The sequence below is a fragment of the Bacteroides clarus genome (assembly GCF_015555825.1).
In the GTDB taxonomy this organism is placed as follows: Bacteria; Bacteroidota; Bacteroidia; order Bacteroidales; family Bacteroidaceae; genus Bacteroides; species Bacteroides clarus.
Map to the genome: position 1 here is coordinate 54736 of NZ_JADNLF010000017.1, position 26884 is coordinate 81619.

General features: G+C 49.3%; 30 protein-coding genes. 15 read left to right on the forward strand and 15 right to left on the reverse strand.

Annotated features, from left to right (window positions below; translation table 11 throughout):
* Nucleotides 1–6 precede the first annotated feature (6 nt).
* Together I2F54_RS15300 and I2F54_RS15305 are read right to left on the reverse strand one after the other, a co-directional pair.
* The gene (locus I2F54_RS15300; RefSeq protein ID WP_195501762.1) at nucleotides 7–2511 is read right to left on the reverse strand and encodes a glycoside hydrolase family 88 protein; all 2505 of its coding nucleotides are present in this window, start codon (nucleotides 2509–2511) and stop codon (nucleotides 7–9) included.
* Between the two features lie 235 nt (nucleotides 2512–2746).
* The gene (locus I2F54_RS15305) at nucleotides 2747–3142 is read right to left on the reverse strand and encodes an HU family DNA-binding protein (protein WP_009121888.1); all 396 of its coding nucleotides are present in this window, start codon (nucleotides 3140–3142) and stop codon (nucleotides 2747–2749) included.
* A 329-nt stretch (nucleotides 3143–3471) separates the two neighbouring features.
* Here I2F54_RS15305 and I2F54_RS15310 point away from each other — a divergent pair, with 329 nt between their 5' ends.
* From I2F54_RS15310 to I2F54_RS15350, 9 genes are all read left to right on the forward strand, one after another.
* Entirely contained in the window at nucleotides 3472–3945 is a 474-nt protein-coding gene (locus I2F54_RS15310; protein WP_009121886.1) for an arginine repressor, read from the forward strand.
* Nucleotides 3946–3979: 34 nt separating this feature from the next.
* A complete protein-coding gene (locus I2F54_RS15315; RefSeq protein ID WP_009121885.1) occupies nucleotides 3980–4537 on the forward strand; it encodes a GNAT family N-acetyltransferase in 558 nt (185 codons plus the stop codon).
* Nucleotides 4538–4629: 92 nt separating this feature from the next.
* Complete coding sequence (locus I2F54_RS15320) at nucleotides 4630–5844, forward strand: argininosuccinate synthase (RefSeq protein WP_087426774.1); 1215 nt, start codon at nucleotides 4630–4632, stop codon at nucleotides 5842–5844.
* A 1-nt stretch (nucleotide 5845) separates the two neighbouring features.
* The gene (locus tag I2F54_RS15325) at nucleotides 5846–6043 is read left to right on the forward strand and encodes a PspC domain-containing protein (protein WP_009121883.1); all 198 of its coding nucleotides are present in this window, start codon (nucleotides 5846–5848) and stop codon (nucleotides 6041–6043) included.
* A complete protein-coding gene (gene argC, locus I2F54_RS15330) occupies nucleotides 6040–7008 on the forward strand; it encodes an N-acetyl-gamma-glutamyl-phosphate reductase (protein ID WP_118047717.1) in 969 nt (322 codons plus the stop codon). The genes I2F54_RS15325 and argC overlap by 4 nt, the downstream gene beginning before the upstream one ends.
* A 33-nt stretch (nucleotides 7009–7041) precedes the next feature.
* Nucleotides 7042–8163 carry an aspartate aminotransferase family protein gene (locus tag I2F54_RS15335; RefSeq protein WP_087413633.1) on the forward strand — a complete coding sequence of 374 codons (1122 nt, stop codon included), beginning with the start codon at nucleotides 7042–7044 and terminating at the stop codon, nucleotides 8161–8163.
* Nucleotides 8164–8286: 123 nt separating this feature from the next.
* Complete coding sequence (gene proC, locus I2F54_RS15340) at nucleotides 8287–9060, forward strand: pyrroline-5-carboxylate reductase (RefSeq protein ID WP_009121879.1); 774 nt, start codon at nucleotides 8287–8289, stop codon at nucleotides 9058–9060.
* Nucleotides 9061–9088: 28 nt separating this feature from the next.
* Nucleotides 9089–9643: a helix-turn-helix domain-containing protein gene (locus tag I2F54_RS15345; protein WP_022218464.1), complete on the forward strand. Its 555-nt coding sequence runs from the start codon at nucleotides 9089–9091 to the stop codon at nucleotides 9641–9643.
* A 105-nt stretch (nucleotides 9644–9748) separates the two neighbouring features.
* Nucleotides 9749–11404 (forward strand): AMP-binding protein, encoded by a 1656-nt coding sequence (locus tag I2F54_RS15350; protein WP_039950708.1) that lies wholly within the window; start codon nucleotides 9749–9751, stop codon nucleotides 11402–11404.
* Between the two features lie 110 nt (nucleotides 11405–11514).
* Here I2F54_RS15350 and I2F54_RS15355 read toward each other — a convergent pair whose 3' ends face one another.
* Nucleotides 11515–13083, reverse strand: coding sequence for a beta-N-acetylhexosaminidase (locus tag I2F54_RS15355; protein WP_338083452.1), 1569 nt, complete (start codon nucleotides 13081–13083; stop codon nucleotides 11515–11517).
* Between the two features lie 281 nt (nucleotides 13084–13364).
* On the opposite strand from I2F54_RS15355, the gene I2F54_RS15360 reads away from it, so the two are divergent.
* The 6 genes from I2F54_RS15360 (at nucleotide 13365) to I2F54_RS15385 (ending at nucleotide 17387) form a co-directional block, all read left to right on the forward strand.
* Nucleotides 13365–14594: a site-specific integrase gene (locus tag I2F54_RS15360; protein WP_195501764.1), complete on the forward strand. Its 1230-nt coding sequence runs from the start codon at nucleotides 13365–13367 to the stop codon at nucleotides 14592–14594.
* Between the two features lie 84 nt (nucleotides 14595–14678).
* A complete protein-coding gene (locus I2F54_RS15365) occupies nucleotides 14679–15209 on the forward strand; it encodes an ORF6N domain-containing protein (RefSeq protein ID WP_123617441.1) in 531 nt (176 codons plus the stop codon).
* Nucleotides 15210–15841: 632 nt separating this feature from the next.
* Complete coding sequence (locus I2F54_RS15370; protein WP_004327304.1) at nucleotides 15842–16375, forward strand: antirestriction protein ArdA; 534 nt, start codon at nucleotides 15842–15844, stop codon at nucleotides 16373–16375.
* Between the two features lie 77 nt (nucleotides 16376–16452).
* Complete coding sequence (locus I2F54_RS15375) at nucleotides 16453–16674, forward strand: DUF3873 domain-containing protein (RefSeq protein ID WP_005924228.1); 222 nt, start codon at nucleotides 16453–16455, stop codon at nucleotides 16672–16674.
* A gap of 11 nt (nucleotides 16675–16685) precedes the next feature.
* Nucleotides 16686–17168, forward strand: a complete 483-nt coding sequence (locus I2F54_RS15380; protein ID WP_123617442.1) for a DUF7258 domain-containing protein — start codon at nucleotides 16686–16688, stop codon at nucleotides 17166–17168.
* 54 nt (nucleotides 17169–17222) lie between these two features.
* Nucleotides 17223–17387 (forward strand): hypothetical protein, encoded by a 165-nt coding sequence (locus I2F54_RS15385; protein WP_008648486.1) that lies wholly within the window; start codon nucleotides 17223–17225, stop codon nucleotides 17385–17387.
* Here I2F54_RS15385 and I2F54_RS15390 read toward each other — a convergent pair.
* From I2F54_RS15390 to I2F54_RS15445, 12 genes are all read right to left on the reverse strand, one after another.
* Complete coding sequence (locus tag I2F54_RS15390; RefSeq protein ID WP_123617443.1) at nucleotides 17372–17692, reverse strand: hypothetical protein; 321 nt, start codon at nucleotides 17690–17692, stop codon at nucleotides 17372–17374. The two genes, I2F54_RS15385 and I2F54_RS15390, sit on opposite strands and share 16 nt — an antisense overlap.
* 12 nt (nucleotides 17693–17704) lie before the next feature.
* Complete coding sequence (locus I2F54_RS15395; protein WP_011202369.1) at nucleotides 17705–18163, reverse strand: DUF3872 domain-containing protein; 459 nt, start codon at nucleotides 18161–18163, stop codon at nucleotides 17705–17707.
* 15 nt (nucleotides 18164–18178) lie between these two features.
* Nucleotides 18179–19069 (reverse strand): DNA cytosine methyltransferase, encoded by an 891-nt coding sequence (locus I2F54_RS15400; protein ID WP_011202370.1) that lies wholly within the window; start codon nucleotides 19067–19069, stop codon nucleotides 18179–18181.
* Between the two features lie 3 nt (nucleotides 19070–19072).
* Nucleotides 19073–19654 (reverse strand): conjugal transfer protein TraO, encoded by a 582-nt coding sequence (locus tag I2F54_RS15405; protein ID WP_123617445.1) that lies wholly within the window; start codon nucleotides 19652–19654, stop codon nucleotides 19073–19075.
* Nucleotides 19655–19656: 2 nt separating this feature from the next.
* The gene (gene traN, locus I2F54_RS15410; RefSeq protein ID WP_149949017.1) at nucleotides 19657–20592 is read right to left on the reverse strand and encodes a conjugative transposon protein TraN; all 936 of its coding nucleotides are present in this window, start codon (nucleotides 20590–20592) and stop codon (nucleotides 19657–19659) included.
* Between the two features lie 40 nt (nucleotides 20593–20632).
* Nucleotides 20633–21949 carry a conjugative transposon protein TraM gene (gene traM / locus I2F54_RS15415; protein ID WP_055170715.1) on the reverse strand — a complete coding sequence of 439 codons (1317 nt, stop codon included), beginning with the start codon at nucleotides 21947–21949 and terminating at the stop codon, nucleotides 20633–20635.
* Nucleotides 21927–22223: a TraL conjugative transposon family protein gene (locus I2F54_RS15420; protein ID WP_130061744.1), complete on the reverse strand. Its 297-nt coding sequence runs from the start codon at nucleotides 22221–22223 to the stop codon at nucleotides 21927–21929. Before I2F54_RS15420 ends, traM begins: the two co-directional genes overlap by 23 nt.
* Before the next feature lie 4 nt (nucleotides 22224–22227).
* Nucleotides 22228–22851: a conjugative transposon protein TraK gene (gene traK, locus I2F54_RS15425; protein ID WP_004308760.1), complete on the reverse strand. Its 624-nt coding sequence runs from the start codon at nucleotides 22849–22851 to the stop codon at nucleotides 22228–22230.
* A gap of 20 nt (nucleotides 22852–22871) precedes the next feature.
* The gene (gene traJ / locus I2F54_RS15430) at nucleotides 22872–23867 is read right to left on the reverse strand and encodes a conjugative transposon protein TraJ (protein ID WP_007845741.1); all 996 of its coding nucleotides are present in this window, start codon (nucleotides 23865–23867) and stop codon (nucleotides 22872–22874) included.
* A gap of 19 nt (nucleotides 23868–23886) precedes the next feature.
* A complete protein-coding gene (locus I2F54_RS15435) occupies nucleotides 23887–24513 on the reverse strand; it encodes a DUF4141 domain-containing protein (RefSeq protein WP_008648479.1) in 627 nt (208 codons plus the stop codon).
* Nucleotides 24513–24863 carry a DUF3876 domain-containing protein gene (locus I2F54_RS15440; RefSeq protein ID WP_004326111.1) on the reverse strand — a complete coding sequence of 117 codons (351 nt, stop codon included), beginning with the start codon at nucleotides 24861–24863 and terminating at the stop codon, nucleotides 24513–24515. Before I2F54_RS15440 ends, I2F54_RS15435 begins: the two co-directional genes overlap by 1 nt.
* 11 nt (nucleotides 24864–24874) lie before the next feature.
* A partial coding sequence (locus I2F54_RS15445) for a TraG family conjugative transposon ATPase (protein ID WP_195501766.1) occupies nucleotides 24875–26884 on the reverse strand: 2010 nt, incomplete at its 5' end.

Below are 26884 nucleotides of genomic sequence, written 5' to 3' on the forward strand. Positions count from 1 at the left end.
CCTGTCTTATTTTTCCAGTTCCAAACATCCCATAATGAACGGACCTGTTGCCTTAGCATCGTTATCCCTCATCTTCTCACCTATATAATATTCAAAGCTTCCGTCACGATACGGATGACCGCCCAAGCCGCCAACCTGGCAGCAACGGGTCAAAGTCAAAGTACCGTCCTGTTTCTCCACCAACAGCTTGTCTTTCAGACCTTGCAGAGCCTTTTCCGCCACAGCGCGATATTTTGCATCGATATATCCTTTATTCACCGCTTTTGCATAAGCATACATACATTGGGTGGTTACGGATGCCTCGGGGAAATTCCCCTTGCGCTTGGGTTGGTCGATAACCTGGTACCAAAGTCCGGCCTTATCCTGATATTTCGGCAGTGTTTCCGCCAGTCCGCGAATATAGCCGAGCATATCAGCGCGTCCCGGATGATTTTCCGGTATAAAGTCCAAGGCGTCCACCAGCGCCATAAACCACCAGCCTATACTGCGTCCCCAGAAGTTGGGGGAATGTCCGGTCGCCGGATCGGCCCAACGCTGGCTCTTGCTCTCGTCCCACGCATGATGGTACAATCCTGTCTCGGCATCATAGGTATGTTTATGGCAGAGACGGAATTGCTTCACCGCCTCATCGATCCATTCCGGCCGGTTGAATTCCGCGCCATACTGCGCCATAAACGGAGAAGCCATATACAGCCCGTCCAGCCACATCTGATGCTGATAAATCAGTTTATGCCAGAAGCCGCCCTCCAAAGTACGAGGCTGGTTTTTCAATTGTCTGATAAGAATATCCATTGCCGCCTTATATCTCTGATCGCCGGTTTCACGATAGAGGTCGAACAGCACCTTTCCCGAGTTGATGAAATCCAAGTTGTAAGTAGACTTATCATACAGATGAATTTCTCCTTTTTCATTAATCAGAGAGTCGGCCCACTGCTTCACGTAGTCATAGTAACGACGTTCGCCCGTAGTCTTCCACATCTGCAACATGGCGCAACAGCCTACTCCCTGGGCATAGCCGAAAAACAAACGCTTACCGTGGTCCAACTGATAAGCCTGCGGGAAACGCATCATCTCGGAGTCGGCAAACCAACGTGCATACGAGCCTTGTTCCCATGTATCCGTACGGAAAGGCACTGCGGGTAAGCCGGACTTATTATAGAGATTCACACGGAAGAAGTTACAAAAACCGTAACGTACGGCAACCGGTTCCGCCACCTGCGGAGCGGAAACCTCCAACCGGCTGCCTTTTATCACAGCCACCGCCGGATAAAAACGACGGTCGGCCCCTGCAACCAGGAAACCCTTGACCGGAGCATCTTCCGGTGTCATCAATCCGTCTTCGGCATATTCAAAACTCAATACGGCCTTATTGCCGCTGACCTTCATCGTTTTAAAGAGCGGACCGGAATAAGCCACATCCTTACCATATTGTTTGGCAAGCGCCCATAAAGCCATGCGCTCACCGGCCACCCGCTTATTACGCGGATGAATATCCGTAACGACCGCCATACCCACGTTCTTCAGCCCGCTCTGCCATGTTTTGAGCTGCGCTTCACGAATACCGGCCGGTTGCCCTTTATGCGGAGCAATCTGCATGAAATAGAAAGGCATATCGGGTTGTTTCCATTCTTTCCGCCAACTGTTGATCATATTGGTAAATACCTGCTGATATTTTTCATGGCGAATGGCATTGGATTCTCCCTGATACCAAATATTTCCCTTCACCGTATATCCCAGAATAGGATGAATCATTCCGTTCCAAAGCGTGGAAGGAACCTTGCAATATCCTTTTTCCTGCTTCACGTTCTTCAGGGCGAAATCTTCGAGTACGTCCGTATAAAGCGGATTATTCTTCATGACACCCATTTTCGTCCACGACTCCGCATGCGTGCCGCCCCAGGTAGACTGTATCATACCTACCGGTACATTCAGTTCTTTATGCAATCTGCGTCCGAAAACGAATCCCACCGCCGAGAAGTCATACAGGTTTTTCGGCGTGCACACCAGCCACCGGCCTTGACAATCATCCATTTCACCCTCGGGAGCCAACTGATGTTCCACCCGGAACAAACGCAGCTCCGGATAATCCGCATCTTTCATTTCCTCGGCTTCCGTTATCATACCGGTCATCCATTTTTTATCGGGATGCTTGGAAACCGGATATTCCATATTGGATTGTCCGGTACAAAGCCATACTTCACCTATCAACACATTATTAATAGTAATCGAATTTTCACCGCTCACCGTAACGGACTGCCCCTTTGCGGCCGCAGGCGTTTTCAACTTCACGGTCCATTTACCGTCAGCCGCAGCTTTGGTTGTTACGGTTTTATCCGTCCATGATGTTTTTACCGAAACGCGTTCACCGGGCGTCGCCTTTCCCCACAGATTGACTTGCGCATTTTGCTGCAAAACCATATTATCGGAAAAGATGGCCGGAAGTACCACTTTGGCAGAAACGGAACCTGCCAATACTAAAAGAAAGGAAATAAATCCAAGTAGTTTTTTCATGTGCCTTTGATAGTTTTAATAGAATTAAGAAACGAACTTTATTCTGCATTGCAAAAATAAGAGCTTCACGGCAAACGAGTTCTGAGTCTTTTGGCGGTTCTCTTATTGTTTTTGTCGTTTATCGCCTTTACAAAGGCCAGAAGCTGTCTTATTTTTACAAACCTTATACTATCCGCCGTTCAAAGCAACGAACGGCACAAAAGTCTTACCTTGACACACTTACGTACAAAGAGAATCAATCGCCGAATTTCACCAGCTCTACCCTTTCGCCCAAGACACGGCAATATTTACCGTTTTCCTTACGGCGTTCGGGGATAAACTGCACGCGGACAGCTTTCACTTGCTCCGTACTGACCTCTTCGGGCGTATCCACTCCGTTTCCCGCGCAGCTCAATTTGTAGTAGAAAGAGCCAAGCCCGTCCAGATGGACACTGTTGCCGTTCTCCATAAAGAATGACATGACTTCCGGCAACGAACGGATTACCGCATGCACATCCGCGGGCGTAACCGTACACTTCCGGCTGATGGCTTCTCCCAAATCCTGCGTATTGACTGTGTGTTTGTTGACACATGCACGGGGAAACCATTTGTATTTCCCGCCTACTTTGGCACGACTCTTTTTATAAAACATACCGACTTTATTTTAAAAGGTGAATAACTTCCTCAGGCTACCTGCCTGAGGTTACCGCAAAGATACGATTAAAAGCCTTCTAATATACTATTAAAAGGCTTTTAATTATATATTGTAAGCCTTTTAATCATATCTCGGTCATAGACTCATCACGGGTAACCCTACGGACAAGTCCGCCATCCCCGCCAAGAAACAGTCCCAAGCATGCATACATATACCGTTGTTTTTACAATTATTGCATATAAAGAATAAAAAAATTCTCATTTCTGTATATTCTTTCCAAAATATTCCCTACTTTTGCGCCGTTCTAAGAATAATTATACAGAAAGATGAAAAAGAAAGCTAATCGGTTAGATGCCATCAAGATGATAATCTCAAGCAAAGACATCAGTTCTCAGGAAGAATTGTTGCAGGCTTTGGGGAAAGAGGGCTTTGAACTGACGCAAGCCACCTTGTCGCGCGACTTAAAGCAACTGAAAGTAGCCAAAGCGGCCAATATGAACGGGAAATATGTATATGTACTGCCTAACAACATCATGTACAAACGCAGCAACGACCAAAGTGCCAGCGAAATGCTGATGACCAGCGGGTTCGTTTCACTTCATTTCTCCAAGAATATTGCCGTCATCCGCACCCGTCCGGGCTATGCCAGCAGCATGGCCTACGACATCGACAACCGCGAATGTCCCGCCGTACTGGGCACTATCGCCGGGGACGATACGATAATGATGGTTCTGCACGAGGCTGCATCCCATGAAGAGGTGCGTGTTTTTCTGTCACAAATCATTCCTAACATGAAGTAAGTCAGTATAACTATAATATAACGAAATAAAAGAAATGGATTCGAAACAAATTGATGTGATGGTAGCTGATGCCTCACATGAAGTTTACGTGGATAAGATTTTGGATACCATCCGAGAAGCTGCCAAGGTACGCGGAACGGGCATCGCGGAACGCACGCATGAATACGTAGCGACTAAAATGAAAGAAGGAAAAGCTATCATAGCTTTGTGTGGAGAGGAATTCGCCGGTTTCACTTACATCGAGAGTTGGGGAAACAAGCAATATGTAGCTACATCAGGACTTATCGTACATCCCGACTACCGCGGCCTGGGACTTGCAAAACGCATTAAGACGGCTTCTTTCCGCCTGGCACGCCTGCGATGGCCCAAGGCCAAGATTTTCAGTCTGACCAGTGGGGCTGCTGTCATGAAGATGAATACCGAACTGGGCTACGTACCGGTTACTTTCAATGAGCTGACAGACGACGAGTCTTTCTGGAAAGGTTGCGAGGGCTGCATCAACCATGACATATTAGTAGCCAAAAACCGGAAGTTTTGCATCTGTACGGCAATGCTTTACGACCCGAATTTACACGAAGAAGATAAAATATAAATAAATGAGGAATTATGAATGAAGAATTACTATGCAGCATAAAGCGCAGCCAAATTCTTCATTCTTAATTCTTCACTCTTAATTTAAAACTTATGGAAGCAAAGAAGAAAAAAGTAGTGGTCGCATTCAGCGGTGGTCTGGATACTTCATTCACAGTTATGTATCTGGCTAAAGAGAAAGGATACGAAGTATATGCGGCTTGCGCCAACACCGGTGGTTTCAGCCCCGAGCAGTTGAAAACCAACGAAGAAAACGCCTACAAGTTGGGTGCCGTAAAATATATCACTTTGGACGTAACGCGGGAATATTACGAAAAGAGCTTGAAATACATGGTATTCGGCAATGTGTTGCGTAACGGCACTTATCCCATATCCGTAAGTTCCGAACGTATCTTCCAGGCATTGGCCATTGCACGCTATGCCAACGAAATAGGCGCAGATGCCATTGCGCATGGGTCTACCGGCGCGGGCAACGACCAGATACGCTTCGACATGACTTTCCTTGTAATGGCTCCGGGCGTGGAAATCATCACCTTGACACGCGACATGGCATTGAGCCGCCAGGAAGAGATAGACTATCTGAACAAACACGGCTTTGCAGCCGACTTCGCCAAACTGAAATATTCCTATAACGTAGGTTTGTGGGGTACTTCCATTTGCGGCGGTGAGATTCTGGATTCCGCACAGGGACTTCCCGAAAGCGCTTACCTGAAACATTGTACAAAAGAAGGTAGCGAGCAGTTGCGCCTGACCTTTGAAAAGGGTGAACTTAAAGCGGTCAATGATGAAAAGTTTGACGACCCCATCAAAGCCATCCAGAAGGTAGAGGAAATCGGCGCGGCTTACGGCATCGGCCGTGACATGCACGTGGGCGATACGATTATCGGTATCAAAGGCCGTGTAGGTTTTGAAGCCGCCGCTCCCATGCTGATTATCGGCGCGCACAAGTTCCTTGAGAAATACACATTGAGCAAATGGCAGCAATACTGGAAAGACCAGGTAGCCAACTGGTACGGTATGTTCCTGCACGAAAGCCAATACCTGGAACCGGTAATGCGCGATATTGAAGCCATGCTGGAGTCTTCTCAGCGCAATGTAAACGGTACCGCCATTCTCGAACTCCGTCCGCTCAGCTTCTTCACCGTAGGCGTGGAGAGTGAAGACGACCTTGTAAAGAACAAATTCGGCGAATACGGCGAAATGCAGAAAGGCTGGACTGCGGAAGACGCCAAAGGCTTCATCAAAGTGACCTCTACCGCACTGCGCGCCTATTACTCAAACCACAAAGACGAAAAAGAAAACATCTGATATGGAAAAGAAACTGACACGTTCCGTCAACGACAAAATGCTTGGCGGTGTATGTAGCGGCCTCGCCAAATACTTCGGTCTGGACCCTACACTGGTACGCTTGGGATATGCCTTTCTCTCAATATTCACTGCCGGGTTTCCCGGAATCGTGCTCTACATTTTGGCCTGTATCATCATACCTAAAGACACTGCAATATGATTAAAGTAGGAATCATCGGCGGAGCCGGATACACGGCAGGCGAACTGATACGCCTGTTGCTGAATCATCCCGAAGCGGAAATCGTATTCATCAACAGCTCGAGTAATGCCGGCAACAAAATTACCGACGTACACGAAGGACTGTACGGAGAAACAGATTTAGTATTCACCGACGAACTTCCGTTGGACGAGATTGATGTGCTTTTCTTCTGCACGGCACATGGCGACACCAAGAAATTCATGGAAAGCCATAACCTGCCGGAAGACTTGAAAATAATCGACCTCTCCATGGACTATCGCATCAAGAGCGATGACCATGACTTTATTTACGGACTGCCCGAGTTGAACCGCCGGGCTACCTGTACGGCAAAGCATGTTGCCAATCCCGGATGCTTCGCAACCTGCATCCAGCTGGGATTGCTTCCGCTTGCCAAGCACCTGATGCTGAACGATGACATTATGGTGAATGCCATCACCGGCAGTACCGGTGCGGGCGTCAAGCCGGGAGCGACAAGCCACTTCAGCTGGCGCAACAACAACATGAGCGTGTACAAAGCTTTCGAGCACCAGCACGTGCCCGAAATCAAGCAATCGCTCAAACAGCTCCAGAACAGTTTTGATTCGGACATCGATTTCATCCCCTACCGCGGCGATTTTCCCCGCGGCATCTTTACCACTATCGTGATAAAGACCAAAGTGGCGCTGGAAGAGATTGTCCGTATGTACGAAGAGTATTACGCCAAAGACTCCTTTACGCATATCGTCGACAAGAACATAGATTTGAAGCAGGTTGTCAACACCAACAAATGCCTTATACACTTGGAAAAGCATGGTGACAAGCTTCTTATCATTTCCTGTATAGACAACTTGCTGAAAGGAGCCAGCGGCCAAGCCGTACACAACATGAATCTGATGTTCAATTTGGAAGAAACGGTCGGCCTCAAACTGAAGCCCAGCGCTTTCTAAAGCATTTTTAATTTGTAATCAGTTACTAAAAGAATGAAACTATTCGATGTATATCCCCTTTTCGACATTAATATTGTCAAAGGAAAAGGCTGCCATGTATGGGACGACAAAGGTACGGAATACCTCGACCTCTACGGCGGTCATGCGGTAATCTCTATCGGGCATGCACATCCGCATTACGTAGAGATGATCAGCAAACAAGTAGCCACACTCGGATTCTATTCCAACTCCGTTATCAACAAACTGCAGCAGCAACTGGCAGAACGGTTGGGCAAGGTCTGCGGATACGACGATTACTCCCTGTTCCTTATCAACAGCGGAGCCGAAGCCAACGAGAACGCGTTGAAACTCGCTTCGTTCTATAACGGACGTACACGCGTGGTATCTTTCTCAAAGGCTTTCCACGGACGGACTTCATTGGCAGTAGAGATGACCGACAATCCTAAAATCATCGCCCCTATCAATAACTGCGGACACGTAACCTATCTCCCGCTGAATGACATAGAGGCAATGAAAGCCGAACTGTCAAAAGGCGATGTATGCGCCGTAATCATCGAAGGCATTCAGGGAGTGGGCGGCATACAGCTACCGACCGATGAGTTTATGCAAGCCCTGCGTGAAACCTGTACCAAATACAATACCATACTGGTTCTGGATGAAATCCAGAGCGGTTACGGACGTAGCGGCAAGTTCTTTGCCCACCAGTACAACGGCATTAAAGCCGACATCATCACCGTAGCCAAAGGTATAGGCAACGGCTTCCCGATGGCAGGCGTACTTATCAGTCCGGTGTTCACTCCTGTCTACGGACAGCTTGGAACGACTTTCGGCGGTAACCATCTGGCTTGTAGCGCAGCGCTTGCCGTATTGGATGTCATCGAGCAGGAAGAACTCGTAGCCAACGCTGCCAAAACAGGCGCATACCTGCTGGAAGAACTGAAGAAATTCCCGCAAATCAAAGAAGTGCGCGGACGCGGATTAATGATTGGTCTTGAATTTGAAGAACCTATCAAAGAACTGCGTCTGAAATTACTGAAAGAACAACATGTGTTTACGGGTGTCAGCGGTACGAACGTACTCCGCCTGTTACCGCCTCTATGCCTCGGCATGGACGAAGCGAACCTCTTCCTGGAACGTTTTAAGAAAGTACTTTGATATTTGAAGAATAATCAGCCGACAAAAGAGACGACCGAAAGAAGAATACCTTCCTGTTTCGGTCGTTTTTTATAGAAAATCCATACCTTTGCCGGAAGACAACATTTTAAATTACAAGATGATATGAAAACAGCAATTATCGGTGCAGGAAATATGGGCGGGTCTATCGCCCGCGGTTTGGCCAAAGGAACTATCATCCCGGCCAATGATATCATTGTTTCTAATCCTACGCAAAGTAAATTGGATGTACTGAAGGCAGAATTCCCGGCGTTGCAAACCACACGCGACAACCAGGAAGCCGTGACCGGAGCCGAGCTTATCATACTCGCCGTTAAACCGTGGCTGATGAAGTCCGTAGTGAGCGAACTCAAACTGAAAAGCAAACAGATACTTATCTCCGTGGCGGCCGGCATACCTTTCGAGGAGTTGGCGCACTATGTGGCAGATAAGGAAATGACTATGTTCCGCCTCATCCCCAACACCGCTATCAGCGAGATGGAGAGCATGACGCTTATCTCCAGCCGGAATGCAAGCAAAGAACAGGAACAACTGCTGCTCGACATCTTCAACCAGATGGGACTTGCCATGCTGATTCCCGAGGAAAAAATAGCGGCCGCCACCGCCATGACTTCCTGCGGCATTGCTTACGTACTGAAATATATCCAGGCCGCCATGCAAGCCGGAATAGAGATGGGCATTTACCCCAAGGATGGAATGCGCATGATAGCCCAATCGGTAAAAGGCGCCGCCGAACTGATACTGAACAACGATACGCATCCCAGTGTGGAGATTGACAAAGTATGCACTCCCGGCGGAATTACAATCAAGGGCATCAATGAGCTGGAGCACCGGGGATTCTCCTCCGCCATTATCAATGCCATAAAAGCAAGTAAATAACAGAACTAATCCACTTAATACGAACCACATGGACGAACAGATTAAACAAATCGCCGAACGCCTGCGCGGATTGCGCGACGTATTGGAGCTGACTACCGAAGACATCGCCCGCGATTGCGACATCTCGGCAGAAGAATACCGTCTTGCAGAAACGGGAGAGTTTGACATCTCCGTAAGCATGCTGCAAAAGATAGCCCGCCGTTACGGCATTGCGCTGGACGCATTGATGTTCGGCGAAGAACCGAAAATGAGCAGCTACTTCCTTACCCGTGCAGGAAAAGGAACCAGCATCGAGCGTACAAAAGCCTATAAATACCAATCACTGGCCGCCGGCTTCATGAACCGCAACGCCGATCCGTTCATCGTTACCGTAGAGCCCAAGCCGGAAAACGAGCCGATACATTACAACAGCCACTCGGGACAGGAGTTCAACCTCGTTCTGGAAGGCCGCATGATGCTGAGTATCGATGGCAAAGATTTAATTTTAAACGAAGGAGACAGTTTGTATTTCAACTCCAAACTGCCTCACGGCATGAAAGCGCTGGACGGAAAGAAAGTACGGTTCCTTGCTGTAATCATGTAACAACATAAATGAAGAATGAAGAACGAAGAATGAAGAACGGGGTGTATGCTTATGCCGTACATCAGGTTCTTAATACCCAATTCCCCATTCTTAATCCCTAAAGTTATGGTAGAAAGATTTTTATCGCAAACGTCCTTCACTTCTCAAGAGGACTTTATCAAGAATTTAAAGATTAACGTACCGGAGAATTTCAACTTCGGTTATGATGTAGTGGATGCCTGGGCTGCCGAACAACCCGACAAGCCCGCATTGCTCTGGACCAACGACAAGGGCGAACAAATCCAGTTCTCATTTGCCGACATGAAGCGCTATACGGACATGACGGCTTCCTATTTCCGGAGTCTCGGCATCGGGCACGGAGATATGGTAATGCTGATTCTGAAACGCCGTTATGAGTTCTGGTTCAGCATCATCGCACTGCACAAACTGGGTGCCGTCGTTATTCCCGCCACACATTTACTTACCAAGAAAGATATTGTATACCGATGCAATGCCGCAGACATCAAGATGATTGTCTGTGCAGGCGAAAGCGTCATTACCGACCATATCACCGCCGCCATGCCGGACTCTCCGAGTGTGAAGAAGCTGGTGAGTGTAGGTCCGGAGATAGCCGAAGGCTTTGAGGACTTCCACAAAGGCATAGCCGATGCCGCCCCGTTCGTAAGACCGGAACACGCCAACAGCAACGATGACATTTCCTTGATGTACTTCACCAGCGGAACCACCGGCGAGCCGAAGATGGTAGCCCACGACTTCACGTATCCTTTGGGACATATCGTTACCGGAAGTTTCTGGCATAATCTGCATGAAAACAGCCTGCATCTCACCATTGCCGATACAGGTTGGGGAAAAGCCGTATGGGGCAAACTGTACGGGCAGTGGATAGCCGGTGCCAACATCTTTGTATACGACCACGAGAAATTCACTCCCGCCGATATTCTGACAAAGATACAGGACTATCACGTCACCTCGCTTTGCGCGCCGCCTACCATCTTCCGGTTCCTGATTCACGAAGACCTGACGAAGTACGACCTCTCGTCATTGCAATATTGCACCATTGCCGGCGAAGCGCTGAATCCCGCCGTATTCGATACATTCAGGAAACTGACAGGCATCAAACTGATGGAAGGTTTCGGACAGACCGAAACCACCCTTACCGTAGCCACCATGCCGTGGATGCAACCCAAGCCGGGCAGCATGGGACTGCCGAACCCGCAATACGATGTAGACCTGATAGACTATGACGGCCGTTCGGTAGAAGCCGGTGAACAAGGACAGATTGTAATCCGCACCGACAAAGGCAAACCGCTCGGTCTGTTCAAAGAATATTATCGAGACGCCAACCGCACCCATGAAGCATGGCACGATAACATCTACTACACCGGCGACGTTGCCTGGAAAGACGAGGACGGTTATCTCTGGTTCGTGGGACGCGCCGACGACGTTATCAAGAGCAGCGGTTACCGCATCGGCCCGTTCGAAGTGGAAAGCGCCCTGATGACACATCCCGCGGTTATAGAATGCGCCATTACCGGAGTGCCCGATGAAATCCGGGGACAAGTGGTGAAAGCTACCATCGTACTGTCCAAAGAATATAAGGACCGTGCAGGAGAAGAACTGATTAAGGAGTTGCAGAACCACGTAAAGAAAGTGACCGCACCTTACAAGTATCCGCGCGTTATAGAGTTTGTAGACGAACTTCCCAAAACCATCAGCGGTAAAATACGCCGTGTGGAAATCCGGAAGAACGATGAGAAATAACCGCTTCGAACAAAGAAGAGGTATAACAAGGTTTATAAAAGAAAGGAATGTGCCGAAATGATGATTAACATATCATTTTGGCACATTCCCTTTATTTTTAGGGATGAGACTTACCGTTTCCGCACTATATCCTGCAAACGGAAAAAGGCATCCGAATAACGCGCTCCCCACAATTCATATCTTTCACACTGCGTTTCCACCTTACGTGAAAAGTTATCCCAGCTTTTCTTCTCTACCGGCGACCAGACATTCTCGGCCAACGCCGCCATACGGGGAAAGAGAGAAAACTCCACTTTCCATGTAGTGGGAATATACTCCGTCCATAGGCACCCTTGCGCGCCCCAGATAAGTTCAGTCTGTCGGTCAGTCAAAGAATCGGGAACAATTTGAAACTCATACACCTTCTCCAATGATAAAGGTCCTCTCGGCCCTATCTCGGATTGTGTACGGCTTTCTTTCATGTTGAAATACGACCATGCCGAACAGGCAAATATGGCACGGTGCCCGGTTCTCAATGCTTTCACGCCATAGTTCGGACGGCGCCAATTCATGATAATGCAATCCTCGGATATACCACCTTCCAATATCTCGTCCCAGCCGACAAGCGTTTTCCCTTTAGCGTTGACAACATCCTGTACATAATGGATAAAATAGCTTTGCAAGGCTTTCTCGTCAGCCAGACCATGGTCGCGCATGAACCGTTGCGTTTGCTCGGATTCCTGCCACCAGCGTTTGGCGCATTCATCACCCCCCACATGGATGTATTGCCCGGGAAATAAGTCGCACAGTTCCGAGAATACATCTTTCAGAAAGTCGAAAACTTCCGGTTTGGGAGCAAGCACATTATTGAATTTATTGAAGATTCCCCAGGTAAGCGCACATTTCTTCGGCTCATCCGGTGTAGTACTGAATTGGGGATAAGTGGCAAGCACAGCCATGCAATGCCCGGGAATGTCAATCTCCGGTATAACGGTGATGTATCGCTCGGCGGCATATCGCACCACCTCGCGGACGTCTTCGTGAGTGTAGTAACCGCCATAAGGAAGCGGCTGATACTTTCCCGGATACAGTCCTTCTATTTCCCCTTCGCGCACAGAACCTTTCGCCGTCAGCTCAGGCCGGCACTTCATCTCTACACGCCAGGCCTGGTCGTCCGTAAGATGCCAATGAAAATAATTCAGTTTGTGCAAAGCAAGATAGTCTATATACTTCTTGATAAACTCTACCGGAAAGAAATGGCGTACCACATCCAGATGCATTCCCCGATAAGCGAAACGGGGATAATCCACGACCTTGGCCGCTGCAAGAATCGGCAATACACCGGCTCGTACGGGCAACATCTGAATCAAAGTCTGTACCCCGTAAAATACGCCTGCCGCATCATTTCCTTCAATACGGATACCCGTACCGGGAATAACTTCCAGCCGATAACCTCCGGAAACCTCACCGTTGTTCCGATTGACCAGAACGATACCGTTTACCGCCTTATCAGCCGTACGCTTTTTCCCCTTCTTTGGCACATCGACCCGCAGAGGGATACCTAAATAACGATTTGTATAATCGGCAAGAAAGTCAGCCGATGCAACCAGGGAAGAATCGGACACGCGAACAAGCATGCCTCTTTCAATTTGAACCGTACCCTCGCCGACAACGGTTATCTCCGCCGGTTCGGGAATAATACTCTCCGCTGAACGTGCTGGACAGAAATGGTCAGCAAACGGACAAAAAGCTACAAATCAATGATTTGTGGCTTTTTTTATTGCCCGAAAGTCCTGCTTCCAAGACTTCAAAAGTACGGTAAAAGACAAAGTTTCGTTACTAAATCGTTACCTATTCCCTGCCGGACAAAAACGGTAACGATTTGTCCATAAATGACCTGATAATGACTTGATTAGTCCATAGTCTGCATAACTCGAAAACGAGAGGTAAAAAGTAATTTTGCAACTAAAAAAAGTGAGTTATGAAATCGACATTCAAGGTTCTTTTTTATTTGAAGAAAGGTTCTGAAAAGAAAAACGGCGAGGTTATGATTATGGCACGCATCACCATAGACGGCAAACTTTGCCAGTTCAGTACGAAACAGAGCATCCAGCCCGACAACTGGAGCATTGCCGCAGGCAAAGCCAAAGGCAGGGATGCCGGGAGGATAAACGCCCTTTTGGACGACATACGTTCTTCCCTGAATACCATTTACCACGAAATGCAGCGGCGTGACAACTACGTGACCGCCGAGAAAGTGAAAAACGAGTTTTTAGGTCATAGCGAGAGCCACGAAACAATCCTTTCATTGTTCCAAAAGCACAATGACGATGTGAAGCAGCTTGTGGGCATATCCAAGACGATAGCGACCTACCGCAAGTATGAAGTCACCCGCCGCCACCTCGCTGAATTTATCCAAAGCAAGTACAATGTATCGGACATATCCATAAAGGAGATAAGCCCGATGTTCATTACCGATTTTGAGTTGTATTTGCGTACCGCCTGCAAGTGCGGCTACAACACCACCGCCAAGTTCATGCAGTTCTTCAAGCGTATCATCATCATTGCCCGCAACAACGGCATACTGGTGGGCGACCCGTTCGCCAGCTATAAAATCCGGCTGGGAAAAGTGGACAGGGGTTATCTGACAGAGGACGAGATAAAAATCATCCTTAAAAAGAAAATGGTTTCCGAGCGGCTGGAACACGTCAGGGACTTGTTCGTCTTTTCCTGTTTCTGCGGTTTGGCTTACAGCGATGTCGCCAACTTGCGGCAGGAGAATATCCAAAAGTCCTTTGACGGCAACCTTTGGATAATCACCAAGCGGCAAAAGACCAACACGGACGTGAATGTTCCCCTGCTGGATATTCCCAAGATGATTTTGAAGAAGTACAAGGGCAAGTTGCCGGACGGCAAGATACTTCCCGTAATCAGCAATCAGAAGCTAAACGCCTACTTGAAAGAGATTGCCGATATATGCGGTATTAAAAAGAACCTGACATTCCACCTTGCCCGGCACACGTTCGCCACGACCACCACGCTGTCAAAGGGCGTACCCATTGAAACGGTGTCCAAGATGCTGGGACACACAAACATAGAAACCACGCAAATTTACGCCCGCATCACCAACAGCAAGATAGGCAGCGATATGCAGGGGCTTGACAAGAAGTTTGTCGGCATCGAGAAGATTTACAAGGAAGTCGCCATGTAATCTTGATTATTGGGAACTGGTCACAATTTGTGACCAGTCCTTACTATTATTCCAACATTGCTAAATCTCCTAAAATATACGATTATGGATTTGCAGATTATCCAAAACAAGATTTTTGAGGTCAGAGGTTGCCGGGTGATGCTCGATTATCATTTGGCAGAACTCTACCAAGTGGAAACACGAGCCTTGAAGCAGGCGGTCAAGCGCAATATCGAGCGTTTTCCGGGTGATTTTATGTTTGTACTCACCCAAGAGGAAGCTAACTTGCTGTTATCCATAGGGGTATCACAAAATGTGATACCCCCTGATTACAACTTCGGCATTGCTATGCCTATGGCTTTCACCGAGCAGGGCGTAGCCATGCTTTCTTCGGTTCTCCGCTCCAAAGTAGCCATAGAAGTAAACATTTCAATCATGCGGGCTTTTGTCCTCATGCGCCAAATGGCAATCGGTTACGAGGAACTGTCAAGGCGCATCGAGGAACTGGAGGTAAGCACCGATACGCAGTTCAACGAACTGTACCAAGCCCTTACCCAGTTTCTAAGCCAGTCGAAACAACAGAAAGAACGCCGTCCGGTAGGTTTCGTTACCTATAACCGTGACAAAAACGAATAGGTAACGATTTCGGTAACGAAATTCCGCCTAACAAACTATATCCCAATAAAGTACATTCTTCCACCTTGCGGGCAGTCCACCGACTACCCGCATTTTTATATCCTTTTCCAACTGGCACATTCCCCGAAACGCCAGCCGTGCGTGGCATGGCTGACTGTATTTCGTGAAAAGAGCCGTTGGAAACCCGCACAAGCGTATTGCAAGCAAGCTCACAACACCCTTGCCTTTCCCGCCCGCATGGAGTGTTCCCTAAAAGATGAAAGAGAACAGGCACTTTTCCCGGTTTCCCTATCTGTAAATCTTCCTCTTACGCAGTCCCCCAGCCGGGACAGTCGTTTTAATCATTTCAATAGGCAAAGGTAGTTACGTGTTCTTCACGATTTTGCAAGGTCGAGCCGTTCCGGTTTGGCGAAAAAATCTTCCCTGCCTTGCGAGGTATTTTTTGCCCAAAACCTTGCAAACTCTAAACACTACCCTTTTACGCCTATGTGAAACGAAAACGACCGACCCGACCGGAAGACGCATAAAAAAAAAGTCGGATTTACGGGAAACAGGAAAAAAGTTCAGTGAAACTTCAACTCCCTCACCTCTCAAATCCGCATAAAATTAAAAACTTAAAAAATTACAGCAATATGGAAGCAAAGGTATTATCGGAAGCAAAAGTTTATGTAGGCACTTATGCCAAGTACAACAACGGTTCATTGTCCGGCGCATGGCTCGACCTTTCGGACTATTCGGACAAGGAAGAATTTTATGAAGCCTGCCGGGAGCTGCACAAGGACGAGGAAGATGCGGAATACATGTTTCAGGACTGGGAGAACGTGCCGGAGGGCTTAATCGGCGAAAGCTGGATTTCTGAAAACTTCTTTGCCCTGCGTGATGCGGTGGAGGATTTGAGCGACACCGAGCAGGAAGCCTTTTTCGTGTGGTGCAACTATAAAAGCCATGATTTGGGCGAGGAAGATGCGGACGACCTTGTACGGGATTTCCGGGATGAATATCAAGGGGAATATGACGATGAAGAAGATTTCGCCTATGAAATTGTAGAGGAATGTTACGACCTGCCGGAGTTCGCAAAGACCTATTTCGATTACAAACAGTTTGCCCGTGACCTGTTCATGTGCGATTACTGGTTTGATGACGGCTTTGTGTTCCGTGCGGCATAACAACCAATCCGGGCGGGGTGTCAAAGCCCTGCCCGCTTAAAACAACCAAGTTTATAACCATAAAAAAATAAGACATCATGCAGTCACTTAACAAAAACGGGGTAAGCATCACCCAAACACCGGGAGAAGAAAAGTTCGTGAAATGCCGTTTGGGGGCTTTCAGGGGACAAATTTATTATCAATATGACTACCGCCACACGGACGGCGAACTTTTCAGCACGGTAGCCAAAACGCTGGACGAGTGCCGCCGCAGGCGTGACGAATGGGTAGCGAAGAAGAACGGAGTAATAAACAAGTAAATTTTAGGGACATGAAAACGACAGAAGTAAACAAGGAGCTTATCGGCAGGCGTTGCGAGTGCATTTTTACGGGCTTAATGGTAACGGGCGTTATCGAGGACATCCAAGACGACCAGCATTCCATAGCGGTCAAAGTCCGTTTCGACCACCCGCACCAGTGGGGCGATGATTTGTATAATGATGTGTGGGCGTGGGGGCGCAAAACTGACGAGTTCGGCACGTTGCATCATTTGCAACTGTTGGAGGACAAACCGGACTTTCAGATAATGACGGTAGTTTTCGGCGAGCCAATCAGCCGGATAGACCGCAGTGTTTTTGCAGATGTGGAAACGTGGGGCGTCTGTTCCCTGCAAGGCTGGGTAAACAGCTATGAAAGTGTCCGGTTTGTAGCCATAGACGACCATACGGCAATCATCACGGGCGAATATAACATGGAGCAGGTAAAGGTGTGGTTAGAGAAATACACGTCCATAAAGAGCCTTAAAACCAGTTGATAGAGGACGGCGGCTGCTTGCCGCCGTTACTTTCTTCCGTGAGCCTGCCAGCGGGTGAAGAAAGTAACAAAGAAGCCTTTCGTTTTCCCTATCATGGAAACAGCCCGCCGATGCTTCCCGGCGGGCTGTCTGCCCGATATTTACGCTTTGCGTATCATTCCATACCCGGTTTCCCAAGAGGATGATAAAAACGGATGTCGCAACTATAAATCCTCATAGTGAATAAATTTTACCCCAAGTATGCACACGGTTTCTTCTTCCTCGATGTCATATTTCCATGTCCGTTTATTGACAAGCATTTCCGTGTCGCAATCGAACCATACCATTACGGGCGCATCATCTTCTTCGTCCGCCCATTTGAAAACCTGATTGGACGGCGTTTTCCATAATTCAGCACTGTCACGTTCGGAAATACAGTCCTTGTCCACAATGATGATGTCACCTACTGCCGGAACTGTATCTGTTTCCAACGTGGTTTCTATGTACCACGAGATACCTTCTATATCCAATTCTATTTTTACCATGTCGTTTTATTATTAGGGGGTTATTGTTTCCGTTCCTTCTTCGCTGTTGTCATTATTAAATGATAGTGTAAGTTGCTGCATCTGCCCGAAGCTGTCGATGATATAAATATCAATCGTCTGCTGGTCTGTCGATGCCGAGGTGTAGTAGAGCCGGAATGTTTCTTTCTCCAGCGGGTAAAAGTCATTGGGCAGGAACACCGTGCCGTTATCCATTTCCAGCTTCCCTTTGCCGTCCGGCTGGAAGTACCTTATCTGATAGGTAGTCGGCTGGTAGTAGCCGCCACGCACCAGTTGGCAACGTATTTCGGCGGTTTCCCCGACTTTCAGCCTTTTGGGTACTGGCAGCGTTTCAATGCTGAACGGGTACGCCTGCTGAATATCCAAGTTGTCATTACAGGCGGTGACAAGTACAAGGGCGGCCACGATGCAGCAGCCCATGATGATTTTATACATTACATTCTTCATATACATTATATATAGGGGTTATCAAAATAAAGTAGTCGTTTGCCTAATTCGGGCGGCAACTTCCCTGACGACCGGAACACTGACCGCATTTCCGAGCAAGGCATAACGGTGTATCTTCGCTATCTCTTTCCTCTCTCCGTCATATATCCCGTATCTGGTATAGTTGTCGGGAAAGCCTTGCAGCCTTTCGCATTCCACTTCCGTAAGCATACGTACTTGTGAAAGCTGGCTTGCTGTCAGCTTGCCGTTATAGGTTTCGCCTTTTTTCAGGCACAAGACATAATTCCCAATGTTGGGCTGCCTGCCGTAGTTCCTTGTTATAGTTCCGCTTGGACGAGCAGCGGGTTCATCACCCCCGACCTTACCATACATTCCACCCGGCGCCGGGAAAGGAAATATGTCTGCGGTACATTTCTTTGCAGCACGTCCGACAAGGTACATTCGCTCCCGATTTTGGGGTAGAAACCATGCCGTATTAAACAGTTGCCATTCAAGTCTATAACCGCCAATGTCGGCAAACGCTTTGACAATGCTCCAAAAATCCGGGCGATGTCTTGCGAAGAATATTCCCTTAACGTTCTCCCATATAAAAACGTCAGGTCTGAAACGCCTAACGGCTTCGACTGCATATCTGACAAGGTGGCTTTCTCCCCCTTGCAGTCCCTTTCCGTCCCCGATTGCGCTAAAATTTTGGCAAGGGCTTCCGAAAGTGACAATGTGTGGACGTTCGATGCCGACTTCCCCGATATTTGTAACTGTTCCGATGTGTTCCGCATAAGGAAAATTGTATTTGAAGTTAGCGATTGCGTGTTTGTCTATCTCTGAAAAATATACCTTGTCGAAAGTATATCCGGCGGCTTCCAGCCCCTTGCTGAAACCGCCAATGCCCGAAAATAATTCCAGCAGTACCATAGGCTAATTGATAATGAATTTCAGTCCCAAAGATACCTGCGTGTGGAACTTACCTATGTCCGAGCCGAACAACGCCCGTTCCCTTGCGTTCAACAGCAAAGCCACCCGGTCGGTCAGGTAGGCTTCCAGTTCCAGCGTCAGCGCACCGCCGTAAATGAAGCAGTCCTTATCCAGCAAGGTAGAGCCGTCCGGCAGCAGCTTTTCGCTTCGGTTGCTTGTTTCGTACCCGGCGAGAGCCGACAAGCCCAATGAAAGGAAAAAAGTCTTTCGTCTGTCCGATAGGAATTTCAGGTAATAGCCGCCCTCTGCGGTGAACTGTTCTACGGGTATCTGCATATCCTTGTAGTCATACTTCTTGTGCAGGTATTCCCCGCCAATCACCCAGCGGTTTGCGTTCTTGGTGTAAACGCTGTACGCCGCCCCGATGTGGTAGGCAAAATCCGTATTGGCGTTCCAATGCACCCCGTCCGTCATGCCCGCCGTGACCTGCAAGCCTTTCATGCCCGGCAGGTATCTTTGTGCGTGTGCCTGAAACGAGGTCAGGCACAGCGCAAAAAGCATCATTATAAAGATGTGTTTCTTCATTCCTATTTGATTTTGAGTTCGTCAATCACTTCCGCGTTCACGATGTCGGCGTTCTCCACCCGTATGGTCTGATGCCGCCCGCCGTTTTTCTCGTAGAGTTCCACCAACAGCAGTTTGTCGTCAGGAATGGTGAACTTCGGCAGGGCGTACACCGTGCGGACGGTGCTTTTCCCGGCAATCTCTACTACCTCGTTGTAACTGCGTACCGCATCCAGCACCGTTTCCTGAATAGCCGTGCGTTTGGGTACTTTCTTATCGGTTATCTTAAACTTGATGAAATCGGTATCGAAAGGCACGTTGGAACTGTTCTTCGTCTGCGTGTGTACATAGAGCATCCCGTTATAGGTGTAAATCCCCTTGATTAAGAACTGTATGCCGAAACGCTTGCTACCCAAGTGGCGCACTTTCCGGTCATTGTTCTTGTAGATGCTCTGCATTATCAGCTTCACCAGTAGCGGGCTTTCATTGCCCAGTTCCCGGAAATAGATGTTCATGCGAGTATGCGAGAAATCGGACGTATCTTCATTTTCCAAGAAGTCTTTCATTTCGATATTGAGCATTTCCGGTTCACGGGCGTACTTGGCATTGAATGAAAAGAAACTGCCGTCCTCGCAGATAACGGAGAAGTTCGTTTCGCCCGGAAAGCCCTCTGTCGTGGCTTTCACCCGGATTACGTTCTCCGCACCGTCCGCCTTACCCGCTATGATGTGGTTGCTTCCCAAATCCACGTAGCGGACGGCGGCGGGGAAGATGATATGCACCGTCTTGGCAAAGGTCACTTCCACGCCGTAGGGCGTTACCATTTGTCGGTAAGGCAGTTTCCGGGTAATGCCCCGGTACAAGTCGTTGCCAGCCGCATACTTCACGGTGTCAGTAGTTTGTGCGTTTGCCGCACACACGCCCAGTAAGAGGGCGAGCAATACAAAAATCTGTTTCATTGTCAATTAAAATTTTAGTGGATGAATATTTGTTGAGTAATTATTGCTGTTTGGCGTAAAGCATCACCTTGTACCCGGCTTTCAGCTTCACTTTCACGGTTCGGAACTTCTTGGCGAGGTAGCCGGACGTTCCTTGCAGCAATCCCCTTGTCACGTCCATAGCCACCTGCTGCCCGGCACTTTGGGCAAAGGATATGCTTGTACCCAGCCCGCTTCCGATATTCGCCATAGCTTCGTTGAACGCTTCCTGCTCCATAGAGGACGGTACGGAAAGCCCCTTTTGCCCGTCCGTGTCGAACACGGCGAGTTCCACCGGGATGATGTTGCCAGCGTACTCAATCGAGGACACCAGTATGTCGAGCCGTTCGCCCTGCACCTTTGCCGTCCCCGCCACGAGGGTATTCTTCGGTACAACGATATTTCCCGCCTGCATGGGTTCGAGCAGCCGTAGTTTCACCGCCTGCCCGTCCACCAGCGTTTGGTCTTGGTGGATGCAGGCGGCTACCGTGTTCTTTCCCATAGCGTAGCCCGTGCCTACCGCCGTGTTGAAGCCGTAGTTTCGTGGCTGGCTGTAAGCCCGGATGAAGTCGGCATCGCTCATGGGCTGCTGCAATCCCGAAACGGTCGTTTCCCGGATAGCCTGCACCGCCACCGCATCCGGCTTGCGTTCAATGCCGCCCGTTACCGGGACTTGTGCGACTTGTCCCTGCCCGCCGTTCATGTACCTTGCCGCCAGCTCGTAGGACTTTTCCAAGAGAGCCATTTGGTCGTCAGCCGTAGGCGTGGCGTTCTGCTGTTGTTTCAGTCGGTCGGTCAGTTCCGCCACCTGCCGTTTCAATTCCTCTTTTTCCTCGTCCACAGGGGGCGTTTCGTAGAACGTGCTTAACTGGCGGTTGATGTCCCGGTAAGCCGCCCGTGAAGAAGTACCGCCGCCCCTTTGTGGCTTCGGATCTTCTTCCGGCATCAGATTGATTTCCTCTTGTGGTTCTTCCGTATCATCGTCCAGCGTGAAACCGAAGTCCTGCAAGGATTGTATCTTGTCCTGCTGTTTGCGGCTTATCACCGCCTGCTCGTAAGCCTTTTGCTTGTCGGCTATAATCCCGTCCTCTGCGGGCAGGGGTATGTCGGCATTGAAGCCGCCCACGCTTTCCACATTCACGTCCTCTTTGCCGGAGGGTGCGAATATCAGGTACATGCACCCTGCAAAGGCAAGGAACATCAGCGGGAAGACTATCATTTTCCTGCGCTGCTGCACCTGCTGCGGGGTAAGTTCCCGTTTGGGCTTGTCTTCCTTTTTCGGCTTCCCGTCCGCCTGCGGTACGGTCGTGCCGTTCTCATTCTTCTGTACTTCTTCCATATTGCGGTCTGTTTAACGGGTTGATATTTTTGGTTGTGTCATTGCCGTGCAACGGCAGTTGCCTGATGTGTTCTATTTGCAGCCTTTGCCCGTCCCGTTTCCCGATATTGTATATTGATGAAACGGTGATGTAGATAGACAAGCCGCCGAAAAAGAAGAACATCACGAGGATAACCGCCAGCCTTTTGCCCGGCGTAATCCGTCCGCACATCCGGCGCAGGCGGTCGTCCGCCCAGTCCTGCACCTTTTCGATGTAATTTCGTTTTCTCTCCATAAGGCTATCTTTTAATGGTCTGCAAATCCTTGTTCTCGGTAATGGTGAACGCTTCGATGATGAAGCCGTGCGGGTTGTTGTCGCTCCGTGTGGCGTTAAGCAACCGGCACGAGGTCACAAGGCTTCGCACCGTCAGGCTGCTTTCCCGGACAATCAACTGGCGGGCATACGTGTTCACCTTGTAGGGGTACTGGTCGAAGTCGCACTTCACGCTGTCAATCTCCACCGTCTGCGTGACGTTTCCGGAAATCACCCGGTTGTAGTAGCCCTTTTCCGCCAAGTCCTTGTAATAGTTGAAAGCGGTCTTGTCGGCGAGAAACAACGAACGTTTGATGTTGCTTTCGATAGCCCCCTTTTCGGGTGATAAGGTGAAGAAAAGTTCGTGGAAACGCCGCACGTGCGACTTCGCTTCCACGGGTCTGTTTTGTGCCATGTCCTGCGAGAGTGCCAGCATCAGGCTTTTGCCGTTGTCGAGGACGTATATCTTCTGCCGCTGCTTCTCGGCGAAGCTGTACGAGTTCCACACGGCAAAGCCCGTCACCAGTGCGCACAGGCAGATGAATACCAGCGCAAAGAGCCGGATTTGCCGGAAACTCGTTTCGATGTTCGTTAATGACTTAAATTCCATATACTAAATTTTGATGTTGGTTATTTGAGTAGTTTCCCGGTTACTTTCCCGCTTGCCGCACCGACCGCAGCCCCGGCGATTGAACCAGCCCGTGCCACGTTGCGGTTATAGGCAGACGTACCGCCAGCCGACACTATCCAGCTTGCCACCGTTGGAATGGTGAAGTAGCCCACGATGCCGATAATCATAAAGATTATATACACGGTGCTGCTCCCGTCCGGGATGAAATCCGGGTCTGAAAGCTGCTCGATGTCTTTTTGGAGCATCAGGGTTTGTATGCGTGCCAGCACGCTGCTGAACAAGTCCGACACGGGCAGCCACAGGTAAATGGAGATATAGCGTGAAATCCACCGGGTCAGCGTGCTTTGGAAACCGTCATAGACGGAAATCGCAAACGCCAGCGGACCCAGTATGCTTAACACGATTAGGAAGAACGTGCGCAGCGTGTCTATAATCAGCCCCGCCGCCTGAAAGAGCATTTCCAATAACTCCCTGAACCAGTCCCGGACGGACTTCTTTATATTATAAGCCGTCCTGTCCATGTACATACCCGTCATAGTCACCATGTCGGAGGGTGACCAGCCCAGTTCTTCCAGTTGTCGGTCAAATTCCTCGTCCGATGCAAGGTAAGCCGTTTCGGGGCTTCGCATCAGGGCTTCATATTCCAGTCGGTCTTTCTGCGCCCGGTACTCGTTCATGTCGAAAGTCTGCGTTTCCATAAGCTGGTTGCACCCTTTTACCACTGGCGACAATACCGTGTTGATAGTCCCCAGCACGAAAGTTGGAAAAAACATGATGCACAGCCCCAACGCAAAGGGACGCAGGAGCGGGTACACGTCTATAGGTTCGGCACGTGCGAGCGACTGCCACACTTTGGCGGCTACATAGAACAAAGCTCCCAGCCCGGCTATCCCTTTGGCTACCCCCGTCATGTTGCTGCACAAGGGCATCATTTCATCGTACAGCACCCGCAACACTTGGTGCAGGTTGTCAAAATCCACCGCTGCTAATAACATAGGCATACCGATTTATATGTTACCAGTAGCGTTCATCCGCCGAGCCGTAGAGAGCCAGCACCCGGTCGGTGTCGTTCTTCTTCTTCGCCCGCAGGTAGGACACGGATATGTTCTTTCGGGTGTAGTAGTTCACGAGGTTGCGGTAGTTGAGCAGGCTTTTATAGGCGTTGTTGATTACCGCCAGCCTTTCGGCATCCGTCAGCGACATACCCGTCACGTTCACTACATTTTTCAAGTCCTGCAACACGTCCGCACTTTCGGAGAGCAGCTTGGCGTACCCGGCTGAAATGGCGGTGAGTTCATCCGGCGTGTAGTTCGGGTCTGCCAGCATGTTCTGATAGTTTCGCACGTAGATTTCGGATATTTCCGCCACCAGCTCAATGGACTTCTTCACCTTGATGCCGCCCTTGACCACGTCATGCACCGCTTTGAGCGCATCGTAATATTTTTTACCCTGCTGGAAAATCTTCTGCGCTTCCATGAAGCCGTCCAGCGTGTTCTTGGCAGTGGTGGAAGTCTGCACTATCTGCTTGGTGGTGTTGATGATGCCCTGCGCCAAGTTGCCGGGGTCTGACACCACCCACTGTGCGGATGCCTTGCCGATGAAGCAAAGGCACACCGCCATAAGGAGAATTGTTCTTTTCATTATCTTTTGTTTTCAGGGTTTGTAACTCGTTTGTATTCGCCGCCGGGCATGAGCGTTATCCGGTCGGTCTTTTTGTCATAGGTGAACTGTATGCGGAAGCCCGTTTCGATGAACAGGCAGCCGTTCCGTTCTGTTACCGGGTAAGCCGTTTCCAGTATTCTGCCCCTGACATTCGCTTTCCGGGTGACGGTGTATCTGCCGCCCGTTTCCGAGAGTGTGAAAGCCGGGTGTCCCCTGACGTGTACCCAATAGCCCTGCATCCTTTCCAGCTCCTTACTTCCGCTGTCCTCGCAGCCCGCCAGCAGGCAGGCGGACAATAGCGTGTATATCAGATTGTCAATCCATTTCATGTTCCTAATTTTTAAGTTGTTGATGATTGGGGATTGCGTTTGCTTTCCGCAAGCCGCTTGATAGCCAGTTCAAGGTTGCCGCCCAGCTTGTCGGCGAGGGCGAACAGTTCCATTTTCTCGCTTTCCTCTGTCGTGAACGTGTAATATTCTTCCAATGAAACTTCGGTAGCGTACACCGCCGATTGTGTGCCGCCCAGCGAGAAGAAAACTTCCTTGTACTTCCGTCCGGGGTGGTTCGCCATGTTGATAGACAATATCTGCGAACGCTCCTTATCGGTCAGTCCCAAGAGGTTTTGTATGCTGTCGAACTTGTTGAGATATTTCCTTTGGTCTAACAATATTTTGCAGTCCGAGTTATTGATGATACTCTCTTTCACGATAGGGGAAGAAATAATATCCTCTACCTCTTGCGTGACTACAATCGCTTCCCCGAAATACTTTCGGACGGTTTTGTACAAATATTTTATGTAGTCCGCCATGTTCGCCGATGCAATCGCTTTCCACGCTTCCTCGATTAGTATTAACTTCCTTATTCCCTTTAACTTGCGCATCTTGTTTATAAAGGCTTCCATGATGATGATAGTCGTTACCGGGAATAAAATCTTGTGGTCTTTGATGTTATCCAACTCAAAGACAATGAAGCGTTTATGCAGCAAATCCAGTTCCTTGTCGGAGTTCAGCAGGTAGTCGTACTCACCGCCACGATAGTACGGTTCAAGCACGTTTAGGAAATTGTCAATGTCAAAATCCTTTTCCCTGACGTTCTTCTGTTCAAGCTGTCGGCGGTAATCATCCCAGACAAACTCGTAGAACGTGTTGAAGCAGGGCGTTACCGAACTGTCTTTGCCTATCAGGTCGATATAGGCACTTACCGCATTGGACAACGCCACTTCTTCCGACCGTTTGGGGGCTTCATCGTCCCGCTTCCACAGGGTGAGTATCAGGGTCTTGATACTCTCTTTCTTCTCGATGTCAAATACCCCGTCCTCGACATAGAACGGGTTGAACGCTATCGGGTTCTCGTTGGTGTAGGTGAAATAAATCCCGTCCTCGCCGTGCGTGCGGTTGTGGATAAGCTGGGACAGCCCCAAGTAACTGTTACCCGTATCGACCAGCAGCACGTGCGCACCCTGCTCGTAATACTGGCGCACCATGTGGTTGGTGAAGAAGGACTTACCCGACCCGCTCGGCCCAAGTATGAACTTGTTGCGGTTGGTCGTGATGCCTTTCTTCATGGGCAGGTCTGAAATGTCGATGTGCAGCGGTCGCCCGCTTACCCTGTCCACCATTTTGATGCCGAACGGCGAAAGCGAACTCTTGTAGTTCGTTTCTTCCACGAACAGGCATAGAGCCTGCCCCAAGAACGTGTAGAAACTTTCCTCTGCCGGGAAGTCGGCTTCGTTGCCGGGTATGCCCGCCCAAAAGAGCGTGGGCGTATCGACCGTGTTGTGGCGTGGCTTGCACTCCATTAAGGCAAGCTGGCTTCCCACATCGTTGCGTATGCGTTTGAGTTCGTCCCTATCGTCACTCCATGCCATGACGTTGCAGTGGCAGCGTACCGAAATAAGCCCCTTGCTGTGCGCTTCGTTCAGGTACTCGTCTATCCATTCCTTGTTCACTTGGTTGGCACGGGAGTAACGGGAGAGCGATTGCATGTTCCGGGCGGTCTGCTCGAAGTTCTTCAGGTTTTCGGCGTGGTCGTCTATGAAGATGAACTGGTTATAGACGTGGTTACACGACAACAGTACGCCCACCGGGGCGGCAAAACTTAACCTGCAATCGCTTCTGTCTGTGGACAGCTTCTCAAATCGACAGTCCGTCCCGACCTTTCCGGGCAAATCTTCCACGTCCGAAAGCGTGTGCAGGCACAGTATGTCGTCCCCGACACACATTTCTTCCGGGTACAGCCCGATGTCTTTCAGGCAGGTGGTATCTGTCTGCGAGAGCGAGAAGTATTTCTCGATGATGCCCGCCTTTCCGTCCTGCCCGGTGATTTCCGATGCCGCCAGCCGGGTAAGGGT